The organism is Photorhabdus hainanensis (assembly GCF_018448965.1).
In the GTDB taxonomy this organism is placed as follows: Bacteria; Pseudomonadota; Gammaproteobacteria; order Enterobacterales; family Enterobacteriaceae; genus Photorhabdus; species Photorhabdus akhurstii.
In genome coordinates this window covers 185664-206123 of record NZ_RCWD01000003.1, presented here as the reverse complement: position 1 = coordinate 206123, position 20460 = coordinate 185664, and the positions used below count along the sequence as shown (strand labels likewise).

Annotated in this window: 14 protein-coding genes; 12 read left to right on the top strand and 2 right to left on the bottom strand. The window is 39.7% G+C overall.

The annotated features are described in order from the left end of the window. The first annotated feature begins 617 nt into the window (after window positions 1-617). The 5 genes from metA (at window position 618) to EAE92_RS03430 (ending at window position 7648) form a co-directional block, all read left to right on the top strand. Window positions 618-1547: a homoserine O-acetyltransferase MetA gene (gene metA / locus EAE92_RS03450; RefSeq protein WP_036811487.1), complete on the top strand. Its 930-nt coding sequence runs from the start codon at window positions 618-620 to the stop codon at window positions 1545-1547. Window positions 1548-1845: 298 nt separating this feature from the next. Then, on the top strand, window positions 1846-3444 hold the full coding sequence (gene aceB, locus EAE92_RS03445) for a malate synthase A (RefSeq protein ID WP_214067054.1): 1599 nt from the start codon (window positions 1846-1848) through the stop codon (window positions 3442-3444). An 88-nt stretch (window positions 3445-3532) separates the two neighbouring features. Further along, window positions 3533-4840 (top strand): isocitrate lyase, encoded by a 1308-nt coding sequence (aceA, locus tag EAE92_RS03440; protein WP_214067053.1) that lies wholly within the window; start codon window positions 3533-3535, stop codon window positions 4838-4840. Between the two features lie 62 nt (window positions 4841-4902). After that, window positions 4903-6660 (top strand): bifunctional isocitrate dehydrogenase kinase/phosphatase, encoded by a 1758-nt coding sequence (aceK, locus tag EAE92_RS03435; protein WP_214067052.1) that lies wholly within the window; start codon window positions 4903-4905, stop codon window positions 6658-6660. Window positions 6661-7078: 418 nt separating this feature from the next. Continuing rightward, window positions 7079-7648: a hypothetical protein gene (locus EAE92_RS03430; RefSeq protein ID WP_214067051.1), complete on the top strand. Its 570-nt coding sequence runs from the start codon at window positions 7079-7081 to the stop codon at window positions 7646-7648. A gap of 265 nt (window positions 7649-7913) precedes the next feature. On the opposite strand, the gene iclR is transcribed toward EAE92_RS03430, so the two are convergent. Continuing rightward, window positions 7914-8744: a glyoxylate bypass operon transcriptional repressor IclR gene (gene iclR / locus EAE92_RS03425; protein ID WP_036811496.1), complete on the bottom strand. Its 831-nt coding sequence runs from the start codon at window positions 8742-8744 to the stop codon at window positions 7914-7916. A 773-nt stretch (window positions 8745-9517) separates the two neighbouring features. Between iclR and EAE92_RS03420 the strand changes: the two genes are divergently transcribed. From EAE92_RS03420 to EAE92_RS03390, 7 genes are all read left to right on the top strand, one after another. Then, window positions 9518-11017, top strand: coding sequence for a M28 family metallopeptidase (locus tag EAE92_RS03420; RefSeq protein ID WP_214067050.1), 1500 nt, complete (start codon window positions 9518-9520; stop codon window positions 11015-11017). Between the two features lie 677 nt (window positions 11018-11694). Continuing rightward, entirely contained in the window at window positions 11695-12531 is an 837-nt protein-coding gene (locus EAE92_RS03415; protein WP_214067049.1) for an alpha/beta fold hydrolase, read from the top strand. Next, a complete protein-coding gene (locus EAE92_RS03410) occupies window positions 12524-12907 on the top strand; it encodes a hypothetical protein (protein ID WP_040154052.1) in 384 nt (127 codons plus the stop codon). The genes EAE92_RS03415 and EAE92_RS03410 overlap by 8 nt, the downstream gene beginning before the upstream one ends. A 46-nt stretch (window positions 12908-12953) precedes the next feature. Beyond that, entirely contained in the window at window positions 12954-13850 is an 897-nt protein-coding gene (locus EAE92_RS03405; protein ID WP_214067048.1) for a hypothetical protein, read from the top strand. 50 nt (window positions 13851-13900) lie between these two features. Beyond that, the gene (locus tag EAE92_RS03400) at window positions 13901-14947 is read left to right on the top strand and encodes an acyl-CoA dehydrogenase (RefSeq protein WP_214067047.1); all 1047 of its coding nucleotides are present in this window, start codon (window positions 13901-13903) and stop codon (window positions 14945-14947) included. An 89-nt stretch (window positions 14948-15036) separates the two neighbouring features. Continuing rightward, complete coding sequence (locus EAE92_RS03395; protein ID WP_214067046.1) at window positions 15037-17604, top strand: aminotransferase class III-fold pyridoxal phosphate-dependent enzyme; 2568 nt, start codon at window positions 15037-15039, stop codon at window positions 17602-17604. After that, complete coding sequence (locus EAE92_RS03390) at window positions 17588-18625, top strand: DUF2156 domain-containing protein (protein WP_214067045.1); 1038 nt, start codon at window positions 17588-17590, stop codon at window positions 18623-18625. The genes EAE92_RS03395 and EAE92_RS03390 overlap by 17 nt, the downstream gene beginning before the upstream one ends. A gap of 348 nt (window positions 18626-18973) precedes the next feature. On the opposite strand, the gene lysC is transcribed toward EAE92_RS03390, so the two are convergent. Continuing rightward, a complete protein-coding gene (gene lysC / locus EAE92_RS03385; protein ID WP_214067044.1) occupies window positions 18974-20353 on the bottom strand; it encodes a lysine-sensitive aspartokinase 3 in 1380 nt (459 codons plus the stop codon). Window positions 20354-20460 lie beyond the last annotated feature (107 nt).

Below are 20460 nucleotides of genomic sequence, written 5' to 3'. Positions count from 1 at the left end.
GAATTGTACATCCTTATCCTTTGCAGCGCTTTTACGCCAAACACCCGAGGTAGGAGCCGGATGCGTTAGTAGCGCACGTCCGGATCTGTGCGGGGGGTAGCCGGTAACGGCTATTCCTACCGCGACCTTTTTACCATCTGCGGCTGGTAGATTCCCTTGTGAGCCATTCCTGCGGTTGCTCTGTGGCTATGTTGTCCTCGATACTTTGCATCCCAAAATTACTTTAATACATGGCCGATTTATAAAATAATTTTGTTTCTTTATTAGAATATATTGTTTTTATATTTATAGTTTTGAAATTGAATTATTTATATATTGCGTCATTTTATATTAAATTATTCGATATTTAAAAATAATATTATTAAATTTTAGGTGATTTATTTCAAATATTTAAGTAATGTCAGTTTTATGTCTTTTATTACAAAAATAAAATTGAAATTATTTCATTTTTATAATATTAAAAACTATTAATTATTTATATATTGAATATCGAAATATGACCAAAAATGAAATAATTTCAGCTTACTTGTAAAGCCTCGACATTTTGTTAATACTTAGTTAGATTTAGCTGTCTAGAAGTCTAAACGTGTAAATGGATAAAAAATCGAGGTCATAGCATGCCAATTTGTATACCGGATGAATTACCCGCAGTGAATTTTTTACGAAATGAGAATGTGTTCGTAATGACATCTACCCGTGCGAATATTCAAAATATACGTCCACTAAAGGTATTGCTGCTTAACCTGATGCCAAAGAAAATTGAGACTGAAAATCAATTTCTAAGATTATTATCCAACACGCCTTTACAGGTAGATATCCAGCTACTGAGAGTAGATAACCGGAAGTGCAGGAATACGCCCGCTGAGCACTTGAATAACTTTTATTGTGATTTCGAACGGATAAAACATCAAAATTTTGATGGCTTAATTGTTACTGGTGCGCCATTAGGATTAGTTGAATTCGAAGATGTGGCATATTGGGAGCAGATAGAGAGAATAATTCGTTGGGCGAAGGAGCATGTCACTTCTACTCTATTTATTTGTTGGGCTGTGCAAGCAGCTTTGAATATTTTGTATGACTTACCGAAGCTTACCAGAGAAGTAAAACTATCCGGTGTTTATTATCATTCTACTTTGGAGCCTTTAGCATTATTGACTCGCGGCTTTGATGAATCTTTTTTTGCGCCTCATTCTCGCTATGCAGATTTTCCTGAGCAGGTTATTCGTGAACATACTGATCTGGATATTCTTTGCAATTCTGAGGATGCGGGGGTGTATTTACTGGCGAGTAAAGATAAGCGTATGGTATTTGTCACTGGGCATCCTGAATATGATGCCGGAACGCTGGCGAGTGAATATTTACGCGATTTAGCAGCAGGTTTGGAGCCAAAGATCCCAATAAATTATTTTCCAGATAATAATCCAGAAAGAAAACCACTGGCATCATGGCGTAGTCACGGGCATTTATTATTTTCCAACTGGCTAAATTATTATGTGTACCAGATCACGCCATATGATCTTACCTACATGAATCCAACACTGGATTAATATCTTTATAAATGGCTGAAATTCAGCCATTTAACCCTTCTGATTTTTTCTGATCTCCTGTCATTAGTACCTATCAAAATATCGCACTTTTTGTAGTTTATCTTATATAACAAAAACTTAACCAAATGATCTTATGATTTATGGAATCAATTTCTCTAATTTAAAATAAGTGATTTCCTTTATAACTAATTGTTTTTTATTGGATAAAAATAAATTTTTAAAAAAATGGAAATCGTTTTTGATTTATTTTAAATATCTATTACTCTTATTCAGGTGGCTTTAAAATGAGGATAGATGAATGACGCAGCAAACTTTAGCGACTGAATTATCGTTTATTAAACGATTTGGAGCGGCAGAGCAGGAGATTTTGATACCTGAGGCGGTAGATTTTCTGAAAGATCTGGTTGTTCGGTTTACTGATGCACGGAAAAAATTGTTAGTCGATCGGGATATTTGGCAAAAGAAAATTGATGATGGTGAATTGCCTGATTTTATTTCGGAAACCAGTTCCATTCGCGAGAGTGAGTGGGAAATTCAAAATATTCCGGCGGATCTCCGTGATCGCAGAGTAGAAATCACTGGACCAGTAGAACGGAAAATGGTTATCAACGCCTTGAATGCTAACGTAAAAGTTTTCATGGCGGATTTCGAAGATTCCTTAGCACCGGCTTGGGATAAGGTGATTGAAGGGCAAATCAACCTGCGTGATGCGGTTAATGGCACAATTTCTTATGTTAATGAGCAAGGTAAGCAGTATCAATTGCAACTTGACCCGGCTGTTTTGATCGCACGGGTAAGAGGACTTCATTTACCGGAAAAACATGTTCTTTATCAGCATGAGCCAATCGCCGGTGGATTGTTTGATTTTGCGCTCTATTTTTACCACAACCATAAACAATTGTTGGCAAAGGGAAGCGGCCCCTATTTCTATTTACCAAAAATTCAGTCCTACCATGAAGCTCAGTGGTGGAGTGATGTATTCAGTTTTGCCGAAGATCGTTTTGAATTACCGAGGGGCACAATCAAAGCAACGGTATTGATTGAAACTCTGCCTGCTGTATTCCAGATGGATGAGATTCTTTATCATCTTCGGCACCATATCGTTGGCCTTAATTGTGGCCGTTGGGATTACATTTTCAGCTACATTAAAACACTGAAAAATCATAGTGATCGGGTTCTGCCTGATCGTCAATCTGTCACGATGGATCAACCTTTCCTCAACGCTTATTCCCGTCTGTTGATCAAAACCTGCCATAAGCGCGGAGCATTTGCGATGGGGGGGATGGCTGCTTTTATCCCGAGTAAAGATATTGAACGCAACAACTGGGTACTAGATAAAGTCCGGGCGGATAAAGAGTTAGAAGCACGTAATGGTCATGATGGTACATGGATTGCCCATCCCGGTCTTGCCGACACGGTGGTGGAGGTTTTCGATAAGGTCTTGGCGGAGCGGCAAAACCAGTTAGATATCTTCCGTGAAGAAGATGCACCGATTACCGCGGTTCAATTGCTGGAACCTTGCCCAGGCGATCGTACTGAAGAAGGTATGCGAGCCAATATTCGTGTAGCCGTTCAGTACATTGAAGCGTGGATTTCAGGAAATGGATGCGTGCCTATCTATGGTTTGATGGAAGATGCTGCGACAGCCGAAATTTCCCGGACATCCATTTGGCAGTGGATTCACCACGAAAAATCATTATCCAACGGTAAAAAAGTGACAAAAAGTTTGTTTAGTCAAATGTTGGCAGAGGAAATGGAGGTTATTAAGCAAGAGGTTGGAGAAACACGTTTCAGCCAAGGGCGATTTAGCGATGCGGCCAAGTTGATGGAGCGCATTACCACTCAGGACGAGTTGATAGATTTCCTGACGTTGCCGGGATATCAATTGCTTGATTAGAGCCAATAACATTAGAAAAATTTAAGAAACGAATAATAACAAAACACCATTATCCGATTAATTTAACTAAAGGTAGGAAGTAGAAGTTATGACAATCTCCAGAACTCAACAAATCGCTCAACTGGAACAAGAATGGAAAAGTGACCGTTGGAATGGGATTATTCGCCCGTACAGTGCGGAAGATGTAGTTAAATTGCGTGGTTCGGTTAATCCAGAACATACACTGGCACAGTTTGGCGCTAAAAAGCTGTGGGAACTGCTACATGGCAAAGCTAAGAAAGGCTATGTCAACTCATTGGGGGCATTGACTGGCGGGCAAGCATTACAGCAGGCAAAAGCGGGTATTGAGGCGATTTATCTTTCTGGGTGGCAGGTTGCGGCTGATGCTAACACGGCATCCAGTATGTATCCTGATCAGTCCTTGTATCCGGTGGATTCAGTCCCGGCGGTGGTAAAACGTATTAACAACAGTTTCCGTCGGGCAGATCAAATTCAGTGGGCAAATGGTATTGATGCTGATAATCAGGAATATATCGATTATTTTCTGCCAATTGTGGCGGATGCGGAAGCAGGATTTGGTGGTGTTCTGAATGCTTTTGAATTGATGAAAGCCATGATTGAAGCGGGTGCTGCGGCTGTTCACTTTGAAGATCAACTTGCTGCGGTGAAAAAATGTGGTCACATGGGCGGTAAAGTTCTGGTTCCGACACAAGAGGCTATTCAAAAATTGGTCGCTGCGCGTTTGGCGGCGGATGTTTCTGGCGTGCCTACCCTGTTGATTGCTCGTACGGATGCTGATGCAGCCGATTTGTTAACCTCTGACAGTGACGCTTATGACAGTGAGTTCATTACTGGCGAACGGACTGTTGAAGGGTTCTTCCGCACCAGTGCGGGGATCGATCAAGCGATTAGTCGTGGTTTGGCTTATGCGCCGTATGCTGACTTGATATGGTGTGAAACATCAACACCTGATATTGAAATGGCCCGTCGTTTTGCTGAGGCGATTCATGCTAAATATCCCGGTAAATTGCTAGCTTACAACTGTTCTCCATCGTTCAATTGGAAAAAGAATCTGGATGATAAGACGATTGCCCGTTTCCAGGATGAACTGTCAGCAATGGGATATAAATTCCAATTTATTACTCTGGCGGGTATCCACAGTATGTGGTTCAACATGTTCGACTTGGCGCATGCTTACGCGCAGGGTGAAGGCATGAAACATTATGTGGAGAAAGTACAGGAAAGAGAGTTTGGATCAATTAACCGTGGTTATACCTTCTCTTCTCATCAGCAGGAAGTTGGCACAGGTTATTTCGATAAAGTCACAACGATTATTCAAGGGGGAACATCGTCAGTAACCGCATTGACAGGTTCCACAGAAGAGCAACAGTTCTGATTGTTCTATACCCTATGAATTTCAGCCTGCCTATTGCAGGCTGAATATATTGAGGAGTTGCGATGGGGATAGATTCGGCACATCTGATAGCGCAGACTATTTTACAGGGATTCGATGCACAATATGGTCGCTTTCTGGAAGTGACTTCCGGTGCGCAACAACGCTTTGAACAGGCGGACTGGCTCGCTGTTCAGCAAGCGATGAAAAAGCGCATCAATCTTTATGATCATCATGTTGGGTTGGTGGTTGAGCAGCTTAAATGCATACATGGCGCTTTCGGATATGATGAAGAGTACATTGGCAAAGTAAAAGTTGTTTATACCAGTTTATTGCCGGATTATCCCCGGTTTGAAATTGCCGAGAGTTTTTTTAATTCTGTTTATTGCCGTCTGTTTGAGCATCGTAATCTGACACCGGATAAATTATTTATTTTTACTTCTCAGCCTGCCCGGAGATTCCGGGACATTCCCCGTCCGTTGTCGCGTGATTTTTTCCCTAATGGAGATCTTGCCTCAATGTTACGGACAATCCTTAATGATCTGCCGCTACGTTTGCCTTGGGAAAATTTAGCGAGAGATGTTCATTATATTACGGACTATCTACAACAAACATTTCCAGTCGAAGAATTATTACAGGCAACTTTCCAGATAGCTAATGAACTGTTTTATCGTAACAAAGCGGCTTGGTTGGTAGGTAAGATCCGCATGGGAAGTCAAGTTTACCCTTTCTTGTTGCCGATCCATCATAATGAATCTGGCGGGATATTTATCGATACCTGCCTGACTGATTATGCTGATGCCAGCATTGTATTTGGTTTCGCCCGTTCCTATTTTATGGTTTATGCGCCTTTGCCTGCGGCTTTAGTTGAGTGGTTGAGAGAAATTCTGCCCGCTAAGTCAACGTCTGAACTTTATATGGCAATTGGCTGCCAGAAGCATGGTAAAACCGAATATTACCGGGAATATCTGGCGTTTATTACCTTCTGCAAAGAGAAATTTATGATTGCTCCCGGTGTTAAAGGGATGGTGATGTTGGTATTCACTTCGCCTTCATTTGATCGCGTCTTTAAGGTGATTAAAGATAGATTTGCGCCGCAGAAAGAGGTGACGCAGGAGCGGGTACAGGAGTGTTACCGTCTGGTCAAGGAACATGATCGGGTGGGGAGAATGGCCGACACGCAGGAATTTGAAAATTTTGTTATTGATAAAGCCCGCATTAGTCCTGAACTAATGGAAGAGTTGCAGAAAGAAGTGCCGGAAAAGCTGGAAGATTTGGGTGATAAAATCCTGATTAAACATCTGTATATGGAACGGCGGATGACACCGTTAAATATCTATATGGAACAGGTAGAAGAGCAGAAGCTGAAAGATGCTATCGAAGAGTACGGCAATGCAATTAAACAACTTGCAGCGGCGAATATTTTCCCTGGAGATATGCTGTTTAAAAACTTTGGTGTAACGCGACATGGACGAGTGGTGTTCTACGACTATGATGAAATCTGTTATATGACAGAGGTTAATTTCCGGGATATACCGCCACCGCGTTATCCAGAAGATGAACTTGCTGGTGAACCGTGGTACAGCGTGGCGGCAAATGATGTTTTTCCTGAGGAATTCCGACATTTTCTTTGCACTGACAATCATATTCGTCTCTATTTTGAAGAGATGCATAGTGATTTATTTAAAGCAGACTACTGGCGGGCGTTACAGGAACGGATTAGAAATGGTCATGTGGAAGATGTGTTTGCGTATCGTCGCAAACAGCGGTTTAGTCAACGTACTGAGATAGAAACTTACTCTATTGCTAAAGTTTCAGCCTGATTTTATTGGGAATTGGCGATTGCTGTTAGCGATCGCCATTTTCACCAATAGCTAATATTATTATCCTCATTAAATTATTTCTCTAAATTAAATATAAATTAATCCCTATTTGTTCTTGTGCGGGGTATGAATATTCCTAATAAAAATAAACTTGGGATTCAATATGAAATATATTTCTTATTATGAAGGCATAATTGGAATGTGAATTAAAAACATATATTTAATGATTTCTTTAAGAAATAAAAATAGATCCACTTATTTGTGGAAGTTCTATAATTTTATAGAGTTTGGGAATCAAGGATTTTTAGCCACGGCTAGCGGTTATAAAAAGAATTGATATTTTTGACTCTAAATTAAATACATGAAAATTCTCATATAACATACATATAACTTCGCGAAAGTATTTAAGGATATAATAATGGCTAGTGTAATTTTATACGGTGATTTAATTCATATTAAAAACAACTATAATAATGGAAATGGTGGTTATCTGGACACTAATGGTCATGCAACCGCGCAAGGCGCAAAATATAACGTATACACGGCGGCTTCGCCGAACCGCGCTCCGGGTACAGGTACGGGAACATGGCAAATTTTGTCTACGAGCGGAAAAGCCATAGGGACAGAGGTTTACAGTGGTGATACTGTGTTTCTTTTCAATCTTTACCAGAATAATGGGGGATATCTCGGCACTAATGGTCATGCGCCGTCACCTGAACTTTATAATGTTTATACGGCGGATAAAGCTGCGCGTCCAGTTGATACTCTGACATGGTATATTTTTTCAGATACAACCAGTGGATATGATGGCAAAGTTCGTGAAGGTGATGTTATCCGTTTTCTGAATGGTTATAATAACGTACGTGGAGGATTTCTCGATACTTGTTTCAATGCTACTGCTGCTGGCGCGGTATATAATGTATATACTTCACGTCTTTCTAACCGGGGCAATGGAACAGGTACTTGGAATTTATCAAAAGCGATTTAATCAGGATGATACTCATCGATTAGTGTTCCATTAACTAATTCTTATATATATGTAAGAATCCGGAAATATAATTATTTTTGGATTCTTTTTCTCATTTGTTGTTGATATTATTTTTAAACTGATTAAATAGTTTTGTTATTATTCTATTATGTTGCCGATAATATTTTCAGAGGGATGATAAATTAAGTTGAATTTATTGGTCTGAAAAGACAGGGCACGAAAAAATCAATGCCCTGAGAATCATATGATAATTTAAGAAAAAGAATTAACGAATCCCGCCATATTCTTTACTGATCTCTTTTGCTGCCCGGATCACCAAAGCACCAAGTTCAGTGATTCGATCATCAGTGATCCGTGAGACTGGGCCGGAAATGGAAATAGCCGCAAAGGCTTGGTGATGCTCATCATAAATACAGGCAGCAATACAGCGCAGACCTAAAGCATGTTCTTCATCATCGAACGAATATCCTTGTTTACGTGCTTGTTCCAGATTTTCTTTTAAACTCGAAGGGGTTGTCTTGGTATGTTGTGTGTAAGAATGAAGTCCTTTCTTATGTAGTAATTGAACCAGTTGGTTATCTGACAATGTTGAAAGAAATGCTTTGCCAGCTCCGGAAGCATGCATCGGCAATTTACCTCCGATAGGGGCGGACATTCTCATCAATGCATTACACTGTACCTGATCGACAATAACCGCTTCATATTCACTGTGATCAAGAATCGCTAAATTAACCGTTTCACCGGAATCTTCCATCAAGCGGCGGAGAATCGGGTGAATGAGTGCCAATAAATTTCGGCTCTGTAAGAAACTGCTGCCGACAATAAAAGTGTGTGAACCGATAACCCATAACCCTAAATCGCCAATCTGACGGACAAAACCGTGCTGTTGCAAAGTGGTCAAAAGGCGGTGAGTGGTGGAATTTGGTAATCCGGCTTGTTGGGCTAAATCAGTCAAGGCGATACCACCGGGTGACTCGGAAATATATTCCAAAAGTGTCAGGCCGCGACTTAATGACTGTACTTGTCCGTTAGCAACAGCATTATTCGCCGTAATCTTAGTTTTTTTTGTTTTTTTACTGGTAACGGCAGTGCTCATCGAAATACCCTCTGAATAATAAGATGGAATTCATTTTCATTTCTCATTATGGACGATAAACCTGAAAAACACTCATCCGATGTGTGGAAAATGCTACCTATCATTGAGATTTGAAGAAATCTCAAAATTTTGCCTAGAATCGTTATGATTGATAGCGCTGGCTTGGAACTTTTAGCAAATATGAGCCGGATGTACAGGAGTAGCGAAACAAATTGGCGAATGGTCAGTAATCGCATATTTTGGCCACTTGCTGATTGCTGCTTTTCCGGGTTTGCATTTCTTATTGCTTCGGGGGTTATGATAGTTAATTCACTGTAAATATACAATATTATTAATATGGTAATGGTTTACTATCTATAAATATAAATAGCTGACATTGTTGGTTCGGCACGATATAAACTGCTAAAGTTTGCTGATACTTTCTATATATAAACTGTAATTCCTGTTATCCAGGTAATCTTTGTAGAATGGAATAAGCGATCTTTTTAGGAATTAGCTAATGATATTAGTCGTATTTCAGTAGGAAGAATGTGTAAATAATACCTTGGGGAATTTATAGGTAATATGGTTTTTATCTAACTATTTTTTGATTATATAATTATAAAAGAGCGTCTGTTATTGTTAAAAATAATGTTTTATATTGTTTTAAATTAGTCGTAATTATTTTAATTAATTTTTTATATTTTCATTTGAATTGTAAAAACATGAGAAAATATTATTAATTATATCAAGGATAATATTTTGTTACTATTTTTTCGGAATGGGAGAATTTAATGAAGCGCATTTTTTTGATTATCTGTTTTCTAACAACTTTAATTGTAGCGATTATTCAGGGTATCGGTTTGGTACTTCCTGATAAAGTTCCTGTTGAATATTTCAAAGAGAGTGGGTTTAAGAATGTGATGAGAACACTTGGTGTTATTGCTGCGGAACCTCATCCTGCGGCTTCAACACGGCAAGCGTTAATTCGGGCTTACCTGATTAACGAAATGAATAATATGGGATATAACGTTACTGAACAGACATTTCATTACTCGGCGGATGATTTGGCCTCTCGGCAGAAGAGAATATATTCAGGCTTCAATAGTCAACAACGACAAGCTTTTGATAAAGAGTTTGCCAGGATAAATACAGGCAACTTTGCAAAACAAGTGGAAGATAAATCAGAATTAACTGGAACAAATCTTATTGCAAAGTTGGAGGTTCCTTCGCCAAAAGGAACCTTATTATTTGTTTCGCATTATGACAGTGTAAGGACTGCGCCAGGAGCAAACGATAATGGTATGGCCGTCGCTTCGGTACTCCAGTTAATGCGGGATCTTGCTGAAAGAACAGATATAAAAAACAACGTTATATTCTTATTCTCTGATGCTGAAGAGTTGGGATTACTCGGTGCGTATCACTTTGTTAAGAATATTAATGAAATTACTACTCAACCAATAGATGTTGTTTTTAATTTTGATGCTCGAGGAAATAATGGCGTGCCGCTCTTATTTGAGACATCGGCAAAAAATCTTGCGCTTGTTTCAGAATGGAATCGGAATGCTTATAAGCCGGTAGCTTTTTCATTTAGCCCCATCGTGTACCAAATGTTGCAGAATAACACAGATTTTAGCGTCTTTCTGGATAGAGGGTTTACTGGGATGAATTTTGCTACCATCTTGGGTTACGAGCATTACCACCGTATGAGTGATACTGTTGAGAATCTTAACCTTGGAACTTTGTGGCGATATCAGCGAACGGTTCGGGATTTGGGAGTGCATTTCGCGGTAAAAGATGAGATTAACATATTTAAAGAAAGTGTAGATGCAGTTTACTTTCCTGTACCCTATATTGGGCTGATTATCATGTCTGTATTTACCGCTTTCGTTACAGGTATTTTAACATTTTTATTCTCTATCTCATTAGCGATAAGAAATATATGGTTTTCATCTTCACCCCGAACGGTATCAAATATTCGGAGCATGTTAAGGATAGTTGCTGGATTACTTAGCCTTATCGTCGCATTAATTTTACCTACTGCATCTTATCTTGTTACGTTACCTGTTTTGTTATTTTTATTAATGGACTTGATGTTACGAGAGTTCAATAAATTTAACGTTGCGTTGATTTTATTAATTATCTGTACCTACATTATATCTATTCTCTATGTTCCGATTATATACCTTGTTTCTATCGGATTGCAGGCTCCTATAGTGGGCGGTATTCTTGCTCTTCTGCCAATACTTATTTTAGGGGCTGGTATAGTCAGTCTTTGTAAACGAATAACTTAAATATATAAAATTATTCGTTATAATTAAAACTAATATAAAACCAGTCATTGAGTAAAAGAATAGAATGGCTGGTTAATTTCGTTAATTAAATAGTAGTAATGATATAATTAATTAACATTAATTATATCATCATGTAAAATATAGATAAAAATAATATAAATTAACTTATTAAAGTAATGTTAGGAAATAATTTTTCGAATATATTTTTGAATTGATTCATCAATAAATTTCATTGTTCTTATGTATTCTTTAAACTAAGATTATCTCTTCTTACTATTAACTGTTTGTGATTTTATGTGGTTATAGCTTTCTGTTAATATTGTTTCATATAGATTCAATACATTTAAAATTGATATTTTATTATTGATTAATAACTTATTTATTAATGTTTAAATGGTATGGTTTACATTTGAAACTAAATTTTTTTGATGTGTAAAATAATTTTTCCAACAAATAATTTATAAAATAATATATGTTCCTTGATTTATCTATAGCCTATTACTAAGAAAGTATAAGGGGATTTCGTATTGGTTAATAACAAATTAGAAAATCACTAGTAGTTTGGCGAGATGGACAACTATTTGACACCTATCGCATTTGAAATATAAATTTTTTTGGCGAATCTATCGCCAATGTCAGTCACTGGAGTGTGATGTAGTTGTTGAGAGCATATAGATATGAAAAATAATATTAACGGTAATTACTTTAAAGTGGCTGGTAATTTTCTCTGTAATTATAAAGTTTATCGGGGAGATAGTGATGGCAGAGTTATTATATTGTTACCTGCTATTGGTGTGGAAATCAGGAAATATGAAACTTTAATACAACAACTGGTAAAAGAGGGTTTTCAGGTTGTCACTGCTGATATGCCAGGCTATGGAGACAGTCAACCTAAACCAAGTCGAGAAAATGACTATGATTATTCCGATCTGTTGCGAGATTATCTGCCGGCAATGTTAGACAAGGCTATTGAATTAAATAGCAATAAAATTCCTATTGTCTTTGGTCACAGTCTCGGGGGGCATATTGCGACGCTCTTTGCCTGCTCGACTGACAGGCCATTTTCTCTGTTTTGTGTGGCAACCGGGAACGTATGGTATAAGAATTGGCAGGGAATGGGGAGGGTACAGATAATAACAGCAGCCATTATTTTTAATGTTCTGACTGCGTTATATGGTTATCTCCCTGGGAAAAAGATTGGTTTTGGCATAAGAGAAGCTAAGGGATTAATGCGGGATTGGGCCAGAACCGCTTGTACGGGAAATTATTATCATGTCCGTGCTTATAAGGGTAAGGAGAATAAAAATTTATCCAAGGCTGTTTATATCTGTTTTAAAGGAGATAATTGGGCTCCGTTAAAGTCCACTCAAGTACTAGCAAGTCTTATACCTAACGCAGAAGTTAGGGAAATAACTTTATCTTTCAAAGGTAATCCTCACAGCGCCTGGATTAAACAGCCAGGAGATCTTATTGCAATCATGAAAAGAGAAATAATGGAGAATAGAGATGATTAATACATTGAAAATTCTGCGTTGGGAATTTCTAGGATTGTTTTTTATCAGTTTATTTCTGACCTGGCAGCTTGAAAGTTATATAAATTGGTGGCAATTTATTTTGTTGTTTTTTCTGATTGATATTATTGGTTATTACCCAGGGCGGATCTGGAGTTTGCTGAATAAAAAAGAAACTCCGCCTTCAGCTTTTTATACCATTTATAATATCTGCCACAATTTATTCACACTCAGTGTGATTAGTTTGCTTTGGATCTGGTTCTTTAAGGACAATTACAGCATTATTGCATTATTTGTCCATATTTGCCTGGATCGTGGTGTTTTGGGAAATTTCCCTAAGTTATCTATTAATATATTTAAACAACCCACTGTTCATTGAAATAAATCACTGTAGAGAGATAACTTACTTGGAAGGGCATTTATTTATGAGTCTAATTAAACAGGCATCGGAAATAGAAATGCAGGCAAAAGATTGGGGCTTGGATGAGTGGTTCACTGAACAGATAAGTGTTGAACAAAGAAAAAGAAGCCATTATGCCAATGATCCTAAATTAACCTATTTGCCGGGTGATTTACGGGAGTCTCTGATCCGGGAGCTTTCTTTTAAATCGATTTCGGAATATGAAGCAACGAAAGCGTTATTGTTACTTGCAGATAAGGCACCTGACAATATCAACTTCGATTATATGCTGACTCAGATATTCGATGAAGGCAGGCATGCTAAATTATTCAGAGAACATCTGGTCAGAATAGGCTTTGCGGACATCGACAATGTGGCCGGAAAGATGGAAAGCCTCTTACGAGGAAAAATGACCAATATGTTGGAGACATTGAGAACTTATTTCGACAAATGGGTAGTGTTGAAAAATGATTATATTGCAGGTGTGTTGATTATTACTGTCGTTTTGGAAGGCGTACTTGCGCCAACTTCGGAACTCAGTGAGATCAAGTGGCGTCCTTTTGATATTGCGGCGGCTGAGACACAGGCCAGAGCTAATGCTGATGAATTAAGACATCTAACGGTGTGTGCAAATATCGTCAAGATGGCGCTCGAAAATGATAGTTCTCTAAAGCAATCGGCTCTTGAGTGTATAGAAGAAGGATTGGCGTTATGGAACCAGGTATCTGTTGATGACTTGTTTATAGAGCGTGAAATGTTCTATCAACGGGGTATGCAGAACCATTTGCGCTTGATTGAAGGTTATGAATTAGCGCCTGGGATGTTGTTGTCCGATTCTACGGTGGAATCTCGCCTTGAACTATCTCATTCTTTGGTTGAACAGATGCAGCGGTCACGCCTTAAATACATGGGCTTAGCGTAGATATTGGCCTTATTCAGCAGGTTGTTTGAATAGGCAAAGGAGAATTAAAAATGACAAATATTGTTGAAGAACTCAGGAAGAATAGCGGGAAATACCAACATTTGACACCAGATAGATTGAAAAGATTGTTATTGGGTTCTGAGGCCGCCTCACAATGCCTGCGTTTGATGGCTCAATCCAGTATGGATGGGCTTCATCAAGTGGGTAATACTATCCGTGAAGCTTCTGCGTGGCTTCCCGCTGTTGGGATTGCCTTAACAATGCATAATCATATTGTACTGGCTTGCAGTAAGTTTCCTGACATATTCGAAGACAGCAACGTATTATTGAATGAAGTTATGGCATCAAAAGCGTTGGTTGCTTCTGCTTTTGCAGAAGGATTACCTGGAACGAATATTTTTACACCATCACTTAAAATGCATTCAAAAGAGGGAAAGCTGTTTGTTAATGGTTCGAAGAAACCTTGTTCTCTATCTTCGATTGCTGACTATTATGTTTTATCAGTCTGCGATACCGATAATGACGATGAGATGAGAGTTGTGCTGATTTCTAAATCGACGCAGAACTCTAAGGTTATTCCTTTTTGGAAATTGGGAATTTTGACTGAAAGTGATAATCAAGAAATCAAATTCTTGGATGCCGAAGTATCACCTAAACGACTTTCCCATTATAAGGGGATTGAACAACAGATGGTGCTTTCCTGCGGTTTATCACTATTTAATTATTTTGCCGCTAATACTTATTCTGGAATTCTTGATGGACTTACTCGCTTCATTCCTGAGAAGGTAGTAGAACAGCAGCCAATTAAATATACCCTGACTCAAGCTGATTATAAGATTAATGTTATTCTCGGTCAGATGTTGATTATTGCCTTTTATGCTAGCCAGGATGAAAATGCCGTTCACAAGATTCTCGCGTTACGTTATACCTTGGAAAAGATCCTTGAGGAAACTGCCGGTTTCATATTTCGATGTTGTGGTGGAATTAAGGTAATGACAACACCAGAAATTATGAATTTCTATTTGGCAGTACAGTTATTCAAATTTCATCCGATAGGAGAATTCCAAATGATTAACCAGATCATACAACAAACTTAATTACTTTTAGAATCACCTATTTATAACTCAAGGATTTTTCCATGCTGTCTACAGCATGATTTTGTACACTTAAAAAAAGAGAGAGAACTATGTTTGTTAATCAATATCGTGAGAATTTATTAAACTCTGTGGGCCTTGAGCTGGATATTAAGTCTGCCGAAGATAACCGGCTTACATTATCGGATGGCCGGGTTGTTAAGGATTTTTTGGCTCAATATGGCGCGCTGCCATTTGGGCATAATCCTGATTTCGCTATCGCTGAAATTAATAGATTCACTGAAAATAAAGAACCTATCTTCTTTCAGCCCAATATTCACAAAAAGGTACGGCTATTAGCTGAAATGCTTGCAGAGCAAATAGATAAGGAAAAATATACCCACTGTACTTTTACTAACAGCGGCGCTGAAACAGTAGAAGCTGCGATTAAATTTACCCGTCTGTTTACTGGCAGAAAGCGTATTCTGAGTTTGCATCGCAGTTTTCATGGTAAAACTTATTCGGCATTATCCGCCACAGGATCACATCGGTTTAAAGCCGATTTCATTTACGATGATAAATTATATGAGCAGGTTGATAGTGAAGATTTGGATGAAATAAAAAGAAAGCTGGAGAGCCGGGAATTTGCCGCATTTATCATTGAACCGGTGCAAGGAGAAGGCGGAATGAAAGTCATTCCACCAGATACCTTGTCCAAGATTTTGGCACTGTGTAAAGGGAATGGCACATTGTCGGTATTTGATGAAGTTCAGACGGGTATCGGTAGGCTTGGGTCATTCTGTGCAGCCACGCTCTATGCTTTGAAACCGGATGTGATCCTGTTTTCCAAAGCATTAGGGGCTGGTATCTCGCCGATTGGCGCGATGTTGTATTCACATGAGCTTTATTTATCCGAGTTTGACAGGAAACATAGCTCTACTTTTGCCAATAACGTTCTGGCAGCGACGATGGGGATTGCTGTTATCGAGCATCTGACTAAAGATGATGGTAAAGCGTTAACCTATATTCAAGAAGTCAGCCGTTATGTTGATGAATGTCTTGAACAATTGTCTGCTAAATACCCGGAGCATTTTTACTGGCAAGGGGCTGGGTTGATGCGTGGTCTTGAAATACAGGACAGCAAAGCGGCTTCCAATATCTTTATCAATTTCAGTCAAAGAAGCGGTGGTCTGGCTTATATCATTTGTAGTTTCTTATTGAAATATTATGGCCTTTTCACCATGCCGTTAATGTCTCGCCCTTGCTCTGTACGTTTTGAACCACCGCTTAACGTTTCCAAAGAGGATATCAAGACGTTTTTCACGGCTTTTGATGAGGTATGTCAACTGGTTCAGAATGGACGATATGACATTCTTTTTTCACACTTGATAGACATACCTGTTGCGAATCTCCCGCCGCCTTCGGTGAGTTATCCAATTTCAAGAAACAATAATATTGCTCAGATTAAAGCGCCTGTCTCTGGATTGGCGGAGGGTAAGAAATTCGCTTTCTTGATGCATACTACTTCGGTCAATGAGCTTGCTCACACTTATTGTCTGTCAATAAAGGAGAATTACACTCTGGAGCAGCAGAAACAGCTCAGTGACTGGATCATGCAGGTTTCCTCGATTGATTTTAATCCTGATGTCGCTATTGAGTTTGGTGTCGAAAGTTCAGCGGCATATGCGAATGGTATGCTCCTTTTCTCACCTATCAGTCCCGAAGATATGATGGCATTATCGGCGAAAGAACGGGCGGTATTGATGAAGGAATATCTTGATGTGGCGGAGAGAAATGGCGCTGAAATCGTCGGTTTAGGGGCTTACACCTCGGTTATTACTAACGGTGGCAATAGCTTGGTGAATAATCGGCAGGGCCGGATATTGACTAATGGCAACTCTTTGACTGCGATGGCGGTAATTGAGGGGATACGCTCAATGTTGATGGAAAGCGCATCCCGGCAAACATTGGCGGTAGTGGGCGCCAGAGGCTCCGTAGGCAGGCTTTCAGTCACGGGTTTAGCCCATAACTTTGGTCGGATTATTTTGGTTAGCCGTCCTAATAAAGCACGCATCTTGCTCTCTGAACTGACCAAAGCGCTTCTTTCCGCAGTGTTAAGAACACATGATGTTATCCAGCCAGATTCGGTCATGGATAAGATGAGAAAATGGCTGTTTAAACAAAATCCGGGGGTGACAGATGCACAAGTATTACATCAGCAAGTTCTTGAGGTCGTTGATACCTTTGGTTTGGAGGCGATAGAGAGTTATGAGCGCTCCTTGAGTCAGGCGGATTTTATCGTTTCGGCAACGAGTGAAGGTAAGCCTTTCTTGAATACGCATTACTTAAAAGATTCCGCTATCGTTTTTGATGCGGCCAGACCTTTCGATTTCATTCGGGATGGCAATCATCAAATTTACGAGGGGGGATTGGTCTATCAGCCTGAGAAAGTGACCTATAGCGATAGCAACGTGATCGATGTACCTGCGGGGGTAAATCTTGCCTGCTTATCAGAAACTATCGCTGTGGCGCTTGAAGGGGTGAGTGTTCATCAAAGCATCGGTAAATCTATTGATTATAATGATGCATTGGCGATTCGGGATATCGCCAGGAAGCATGGGTTCATTCCTGTCCAGTATTCCCGAAATAATCAAGGTGAGCGTTATGAGCATGTTGCTTGATGCTCCTCAGATAATTGCCACCGGGAACGCTCAGGATGTTCTTGGCAACAGTCATCTCAGAAAAATGCTTTGCTATGCAAAGCACCCGTTGAGTAGCCTGTTGTTCAATAGTGAAACGTATTGGTTTACTAATCAAAAGGGGGCTATTGGTTTCTTTCAGGACAAAAATCTGCATATGTGTGTAGGTGGTATTTTGGCTCCTGGAGAAGAACGAGCTGCACTTTTGCACTCTTTTCTCAACTTCACCAAAGAAAAGCGGGCTTTCCCGGTTTTTCTGCACGGTGATGAGAGCGATTTTGTATTGTTGAAAAATAATGGCTTTTCTGTGAACCAGCTTGGCGCGAGTTATTCATTGAGTCTTGATGGATATAATATGCAAGGCAAACGGTTTCAGCAGCTTAGAAATAAAATCAGTAAATCCAGAAGAGCGGGGATTTCCGTTCGAGAGATCTGCTCGCAAGAGGAATATTATCGATTTAAACCACAACTAGAACATATTAATCAGCTTTGGTTGAAAGAAAAACATGCGAAGGTCCTGAAAAAATTGGTGATTGATTTCAACACTGTAGAAGTGAATTCAGGCGAGCACAGAGTCTATATTGCAACACAGGGAGAACAAATTCAGGCATATATTGTTTATAGTTACACTTGGGGTGAAACATCGGGATGGTTTCATAACCTATCTCGAAAAAAACCGGGTATACCCGACGGCACGATGCAATTTATTAATGAAACTGCGATTAATGACTTCCTGAAAGAGGGGGTAGTTTCCTACCTGCATTTGGGCTTCACCCCTTTGGTGGAGTTCGGCGAGGAGGGATACATTAATGACTCGGCGATCTTTTATAAAATTGCTAAATGGTTGTCATCAAAAGGCGGCATTGTTTATCCTGCGGCTTCGCAACGTCAATATAAAATGAGCTGGCGGCCGTCGTTAATTGAACCGGAATATATTGCTTTCCCCCGAGGAAAAGCTATGAAAGCATTATGGTCAACATTACGAACGACTAATAGTATCTAAGTTATAAAAAGTCTTCTTTTAATGTTAGTGACAGGTGATCAGTCGGAGGTAAAAATACTGGCTTGATCACCTGCCATAGTGAATAATTGCTTGCTTGTTGATATATTTTCTATGGTAAATCTATTTTTACTGAGCGTCTATATTTGAAATTATTTCTTCCTTCATAGGTTATTGTTAACTTATTTTTCTTCTTATTTACTTAAGAGGATGTTAATTGTTCTTTTAACATGGAAGTCAGTACTGGTATTCCCACATAATAAATTATCAGGGAGTAAAATGATGGATTTATTGTAATATCCCGCTCAGTCAGAAGACTGAATGGGATATTAACTACCTGAAAAACTATACTTATTCAAACAAACGCTGATGAAGGGTTTGAACAATTTGTTCTGCATCTTTGCCTTGAACAAGCAAGCACAGGTTATGGTTGCTGGCGCCATGACTGATCATGCGGAGATTGAATCTTTCCAACACACTAAAAACCTTTTTTCCTAATCCGTTGGTTTGAGAAAGCTGATTACCAATAATTGCCACTAGCGCCAGATCTTCTTCCACTTCAACCCGACACAGTGTCGAAAGCTCCGTCATCAGCGCATTGGTCAGCAGGCTGCCATTCGTGCTGGTGGAGCCAGTGGTGTCGAGTGTTAATGCCACATTGACTTCCGAGGTGGTGATCAAATCCACCGAGATATTATGACGTGACAGAATAGTAAATATTTCGGCCAAAAATCCCTGTGCGTGTAGCATTTTCAGGCTGTGTAATGTCAGTAACGTCTGTTTCTGGCGCAGGGTAATAGCACGGAACTGTGGGGGGGCTTCTGTGGTATCACAGACCAGCGTACCGCCGGCCTGTGGGTTTTTACTAGAGCCGACAAATACTGGAATACCACAGCGAATAGCAGGAAACAGCGTTGCCGGATGTAGAATTTTGGCACCAAATGTTGCCATCTCCGCCGCTTCATCAAAGGCAATCTGATCAATTCGTTGGGCGGTTGGAACAACTCGTGGATCAGTGGTGTAAATGCCCGGAACATCTGTCCAGATATCAACGCGTTTCAGGCCAAGGGCTTCTCCCAAGAGCGCCGCAGTATAATCGCTGCCACCGCGCCCCAGTGTAGTGGTACGACCGTTCTCTTCACGACCAATAAAGCCTTGGGTGACAACCAGGGTATTTTTCAGTTGTGGTAAGAGATGTTCTGTTGCCAACGACTGAAGTTGTTCATGGTTTGGTTCTGCACGGCCAAAATAATCATTGGTATACATTACCTTGCGTATATCAAACCATTCGACATCTTTACCACGCTGGCGAAGCAATTCGGTAAATAATCGTGTGGACATCAGTTCACCGTGGCTGACTAATTCATCTGTCAGAGCCGCAGAGGTTGCCAGAGATGCGGCCTTAGCAAGGGTTTTAATACTTTCCAGTAGACGATTAATCTCTTGACGAATAGTATCGGATTCATGCAAGCGATCAATAATTGCGTATTGAATGGCGTGGATCTGTTTCAAATAGTCAACCCGCTTATCTGCATCGCAGCCTGCCGCTAATGCAACTAATAAGTTGGTTACACCGGCGGAAGCAGACAGCACAACCACACGTACTGCTTTATTTGCCAGTACGATATCTGCACTGTTATTCATGGCATCGAAATTTGCCACGCTGGTACCACCAAATTTTGCGACTACATGCCCGCCAATTTCAGGGCATTGGGATGAAACAGCACTCATTGCGATAACCTTCTGTTAACTGGATAGTCTTTTAGAAATATCGGGTTAACGGGTTTGAGTCAACGGGGTGAAGAGTGACATCAATATCTTTCATGACGCGATAAGAA

Excerpts from the sequence above, each read along its gene's own strand:
- EAE92_RS03430 (WP_214067051.1), top strand. The coding sequence starts at position 7,079 with ATGGCTAGTGTAATTTTATACGGTGATTTAATTCATATTAAAAACAAC.
- EAE92_RS03400 (WP_214067047.1), top strand. The coding sequence starts at position 13,901 with ATGACAAATATTGTTGAAGAACTCAGGAAGAATAGCGGGAAATACCAA.
- aceK (WP_214067052.1), top strand. The coding sequence starts at position 4,903 with ATGGGGATAGATTCGGCACATCTGATAGCGCAGACTATTTTACAGGGA.
- EAE92_RS03410 (WP_040154052.1), top strand. The coding sequence starts at position 12,524 with ATGATTAATACATTGAAAATTCTGCGTTGGGAATTTCTAGGATTGTTT.
- aceA (WP_214067053.1), top strand. The coding sequence starts at position 3,533 with ATGACAATCTCCAGAACTCAACAAATCGCTCAACTGGAACAAGAATGG.
- EAE92_RS03405 (WP_214067048.1), top strand. The coding sequence starts at position 12,954 with ATGAGTCTAATTAAACAGGCATCGGAAATAGAAATGCAGGCAAAAGAT.
- aceB (WP_214067054.1), top strand. The coding sequence starts at position 1,846 with ATGACGCAGCAAACTTTAGCGACTGAATTATCGTTTATTAAACGATTT.
- metA (WP_036811487.1), top strand. The coding sequence starts at position 618 with ATGCCAATTTGTATACCGGATGAATTACCCGCAGTGAATTTTTTACGA.
- iclR (WP_036811496.1), bottom strand. The coding sequence starts at position 8,744 with ATGAGCACTGCCGTTACCAGTAAAAAAACAAAAAAAACTAAGATTACG.
- EAE92_RS03395 (WP_214067046.1), top strand. The coding sequence starts at position 15,037 with ATGTTTGTTAATCAATATCGTGAGAATTTATTAAACTCTGTGGGCCTT.
- lysC (WP_214067044.1), bottom strand. The coding sequence starts at position 20,353 with ATGAGTGCTGTTTCATCCCAATGCCCTGAAATTGGCGGGCATGTAGTC.
- EAE92_RS03420 (WP_214067050.1), top strand. The coding sequence starts at position 9,518 with ATGAAGCGCATTTTTTTGATTATCTGTTTTCTAACAACTTTAATTGTA.
- EAE92_RS03390 (WP_214067045.1), top strand. The coding sequence starts at position 17,588 with ATGAGCATGTTGCTTGATGCTCCTCAGATAATTGCCACCGGGAACGCT.
- EAE92_RS03415 (WP_214067049.1), top strand. The coding sequence starts at position 11,695 with ATGAAAAATAATATTAACGGTAATTACTTTAAAGTGGCTGGTAATTTT.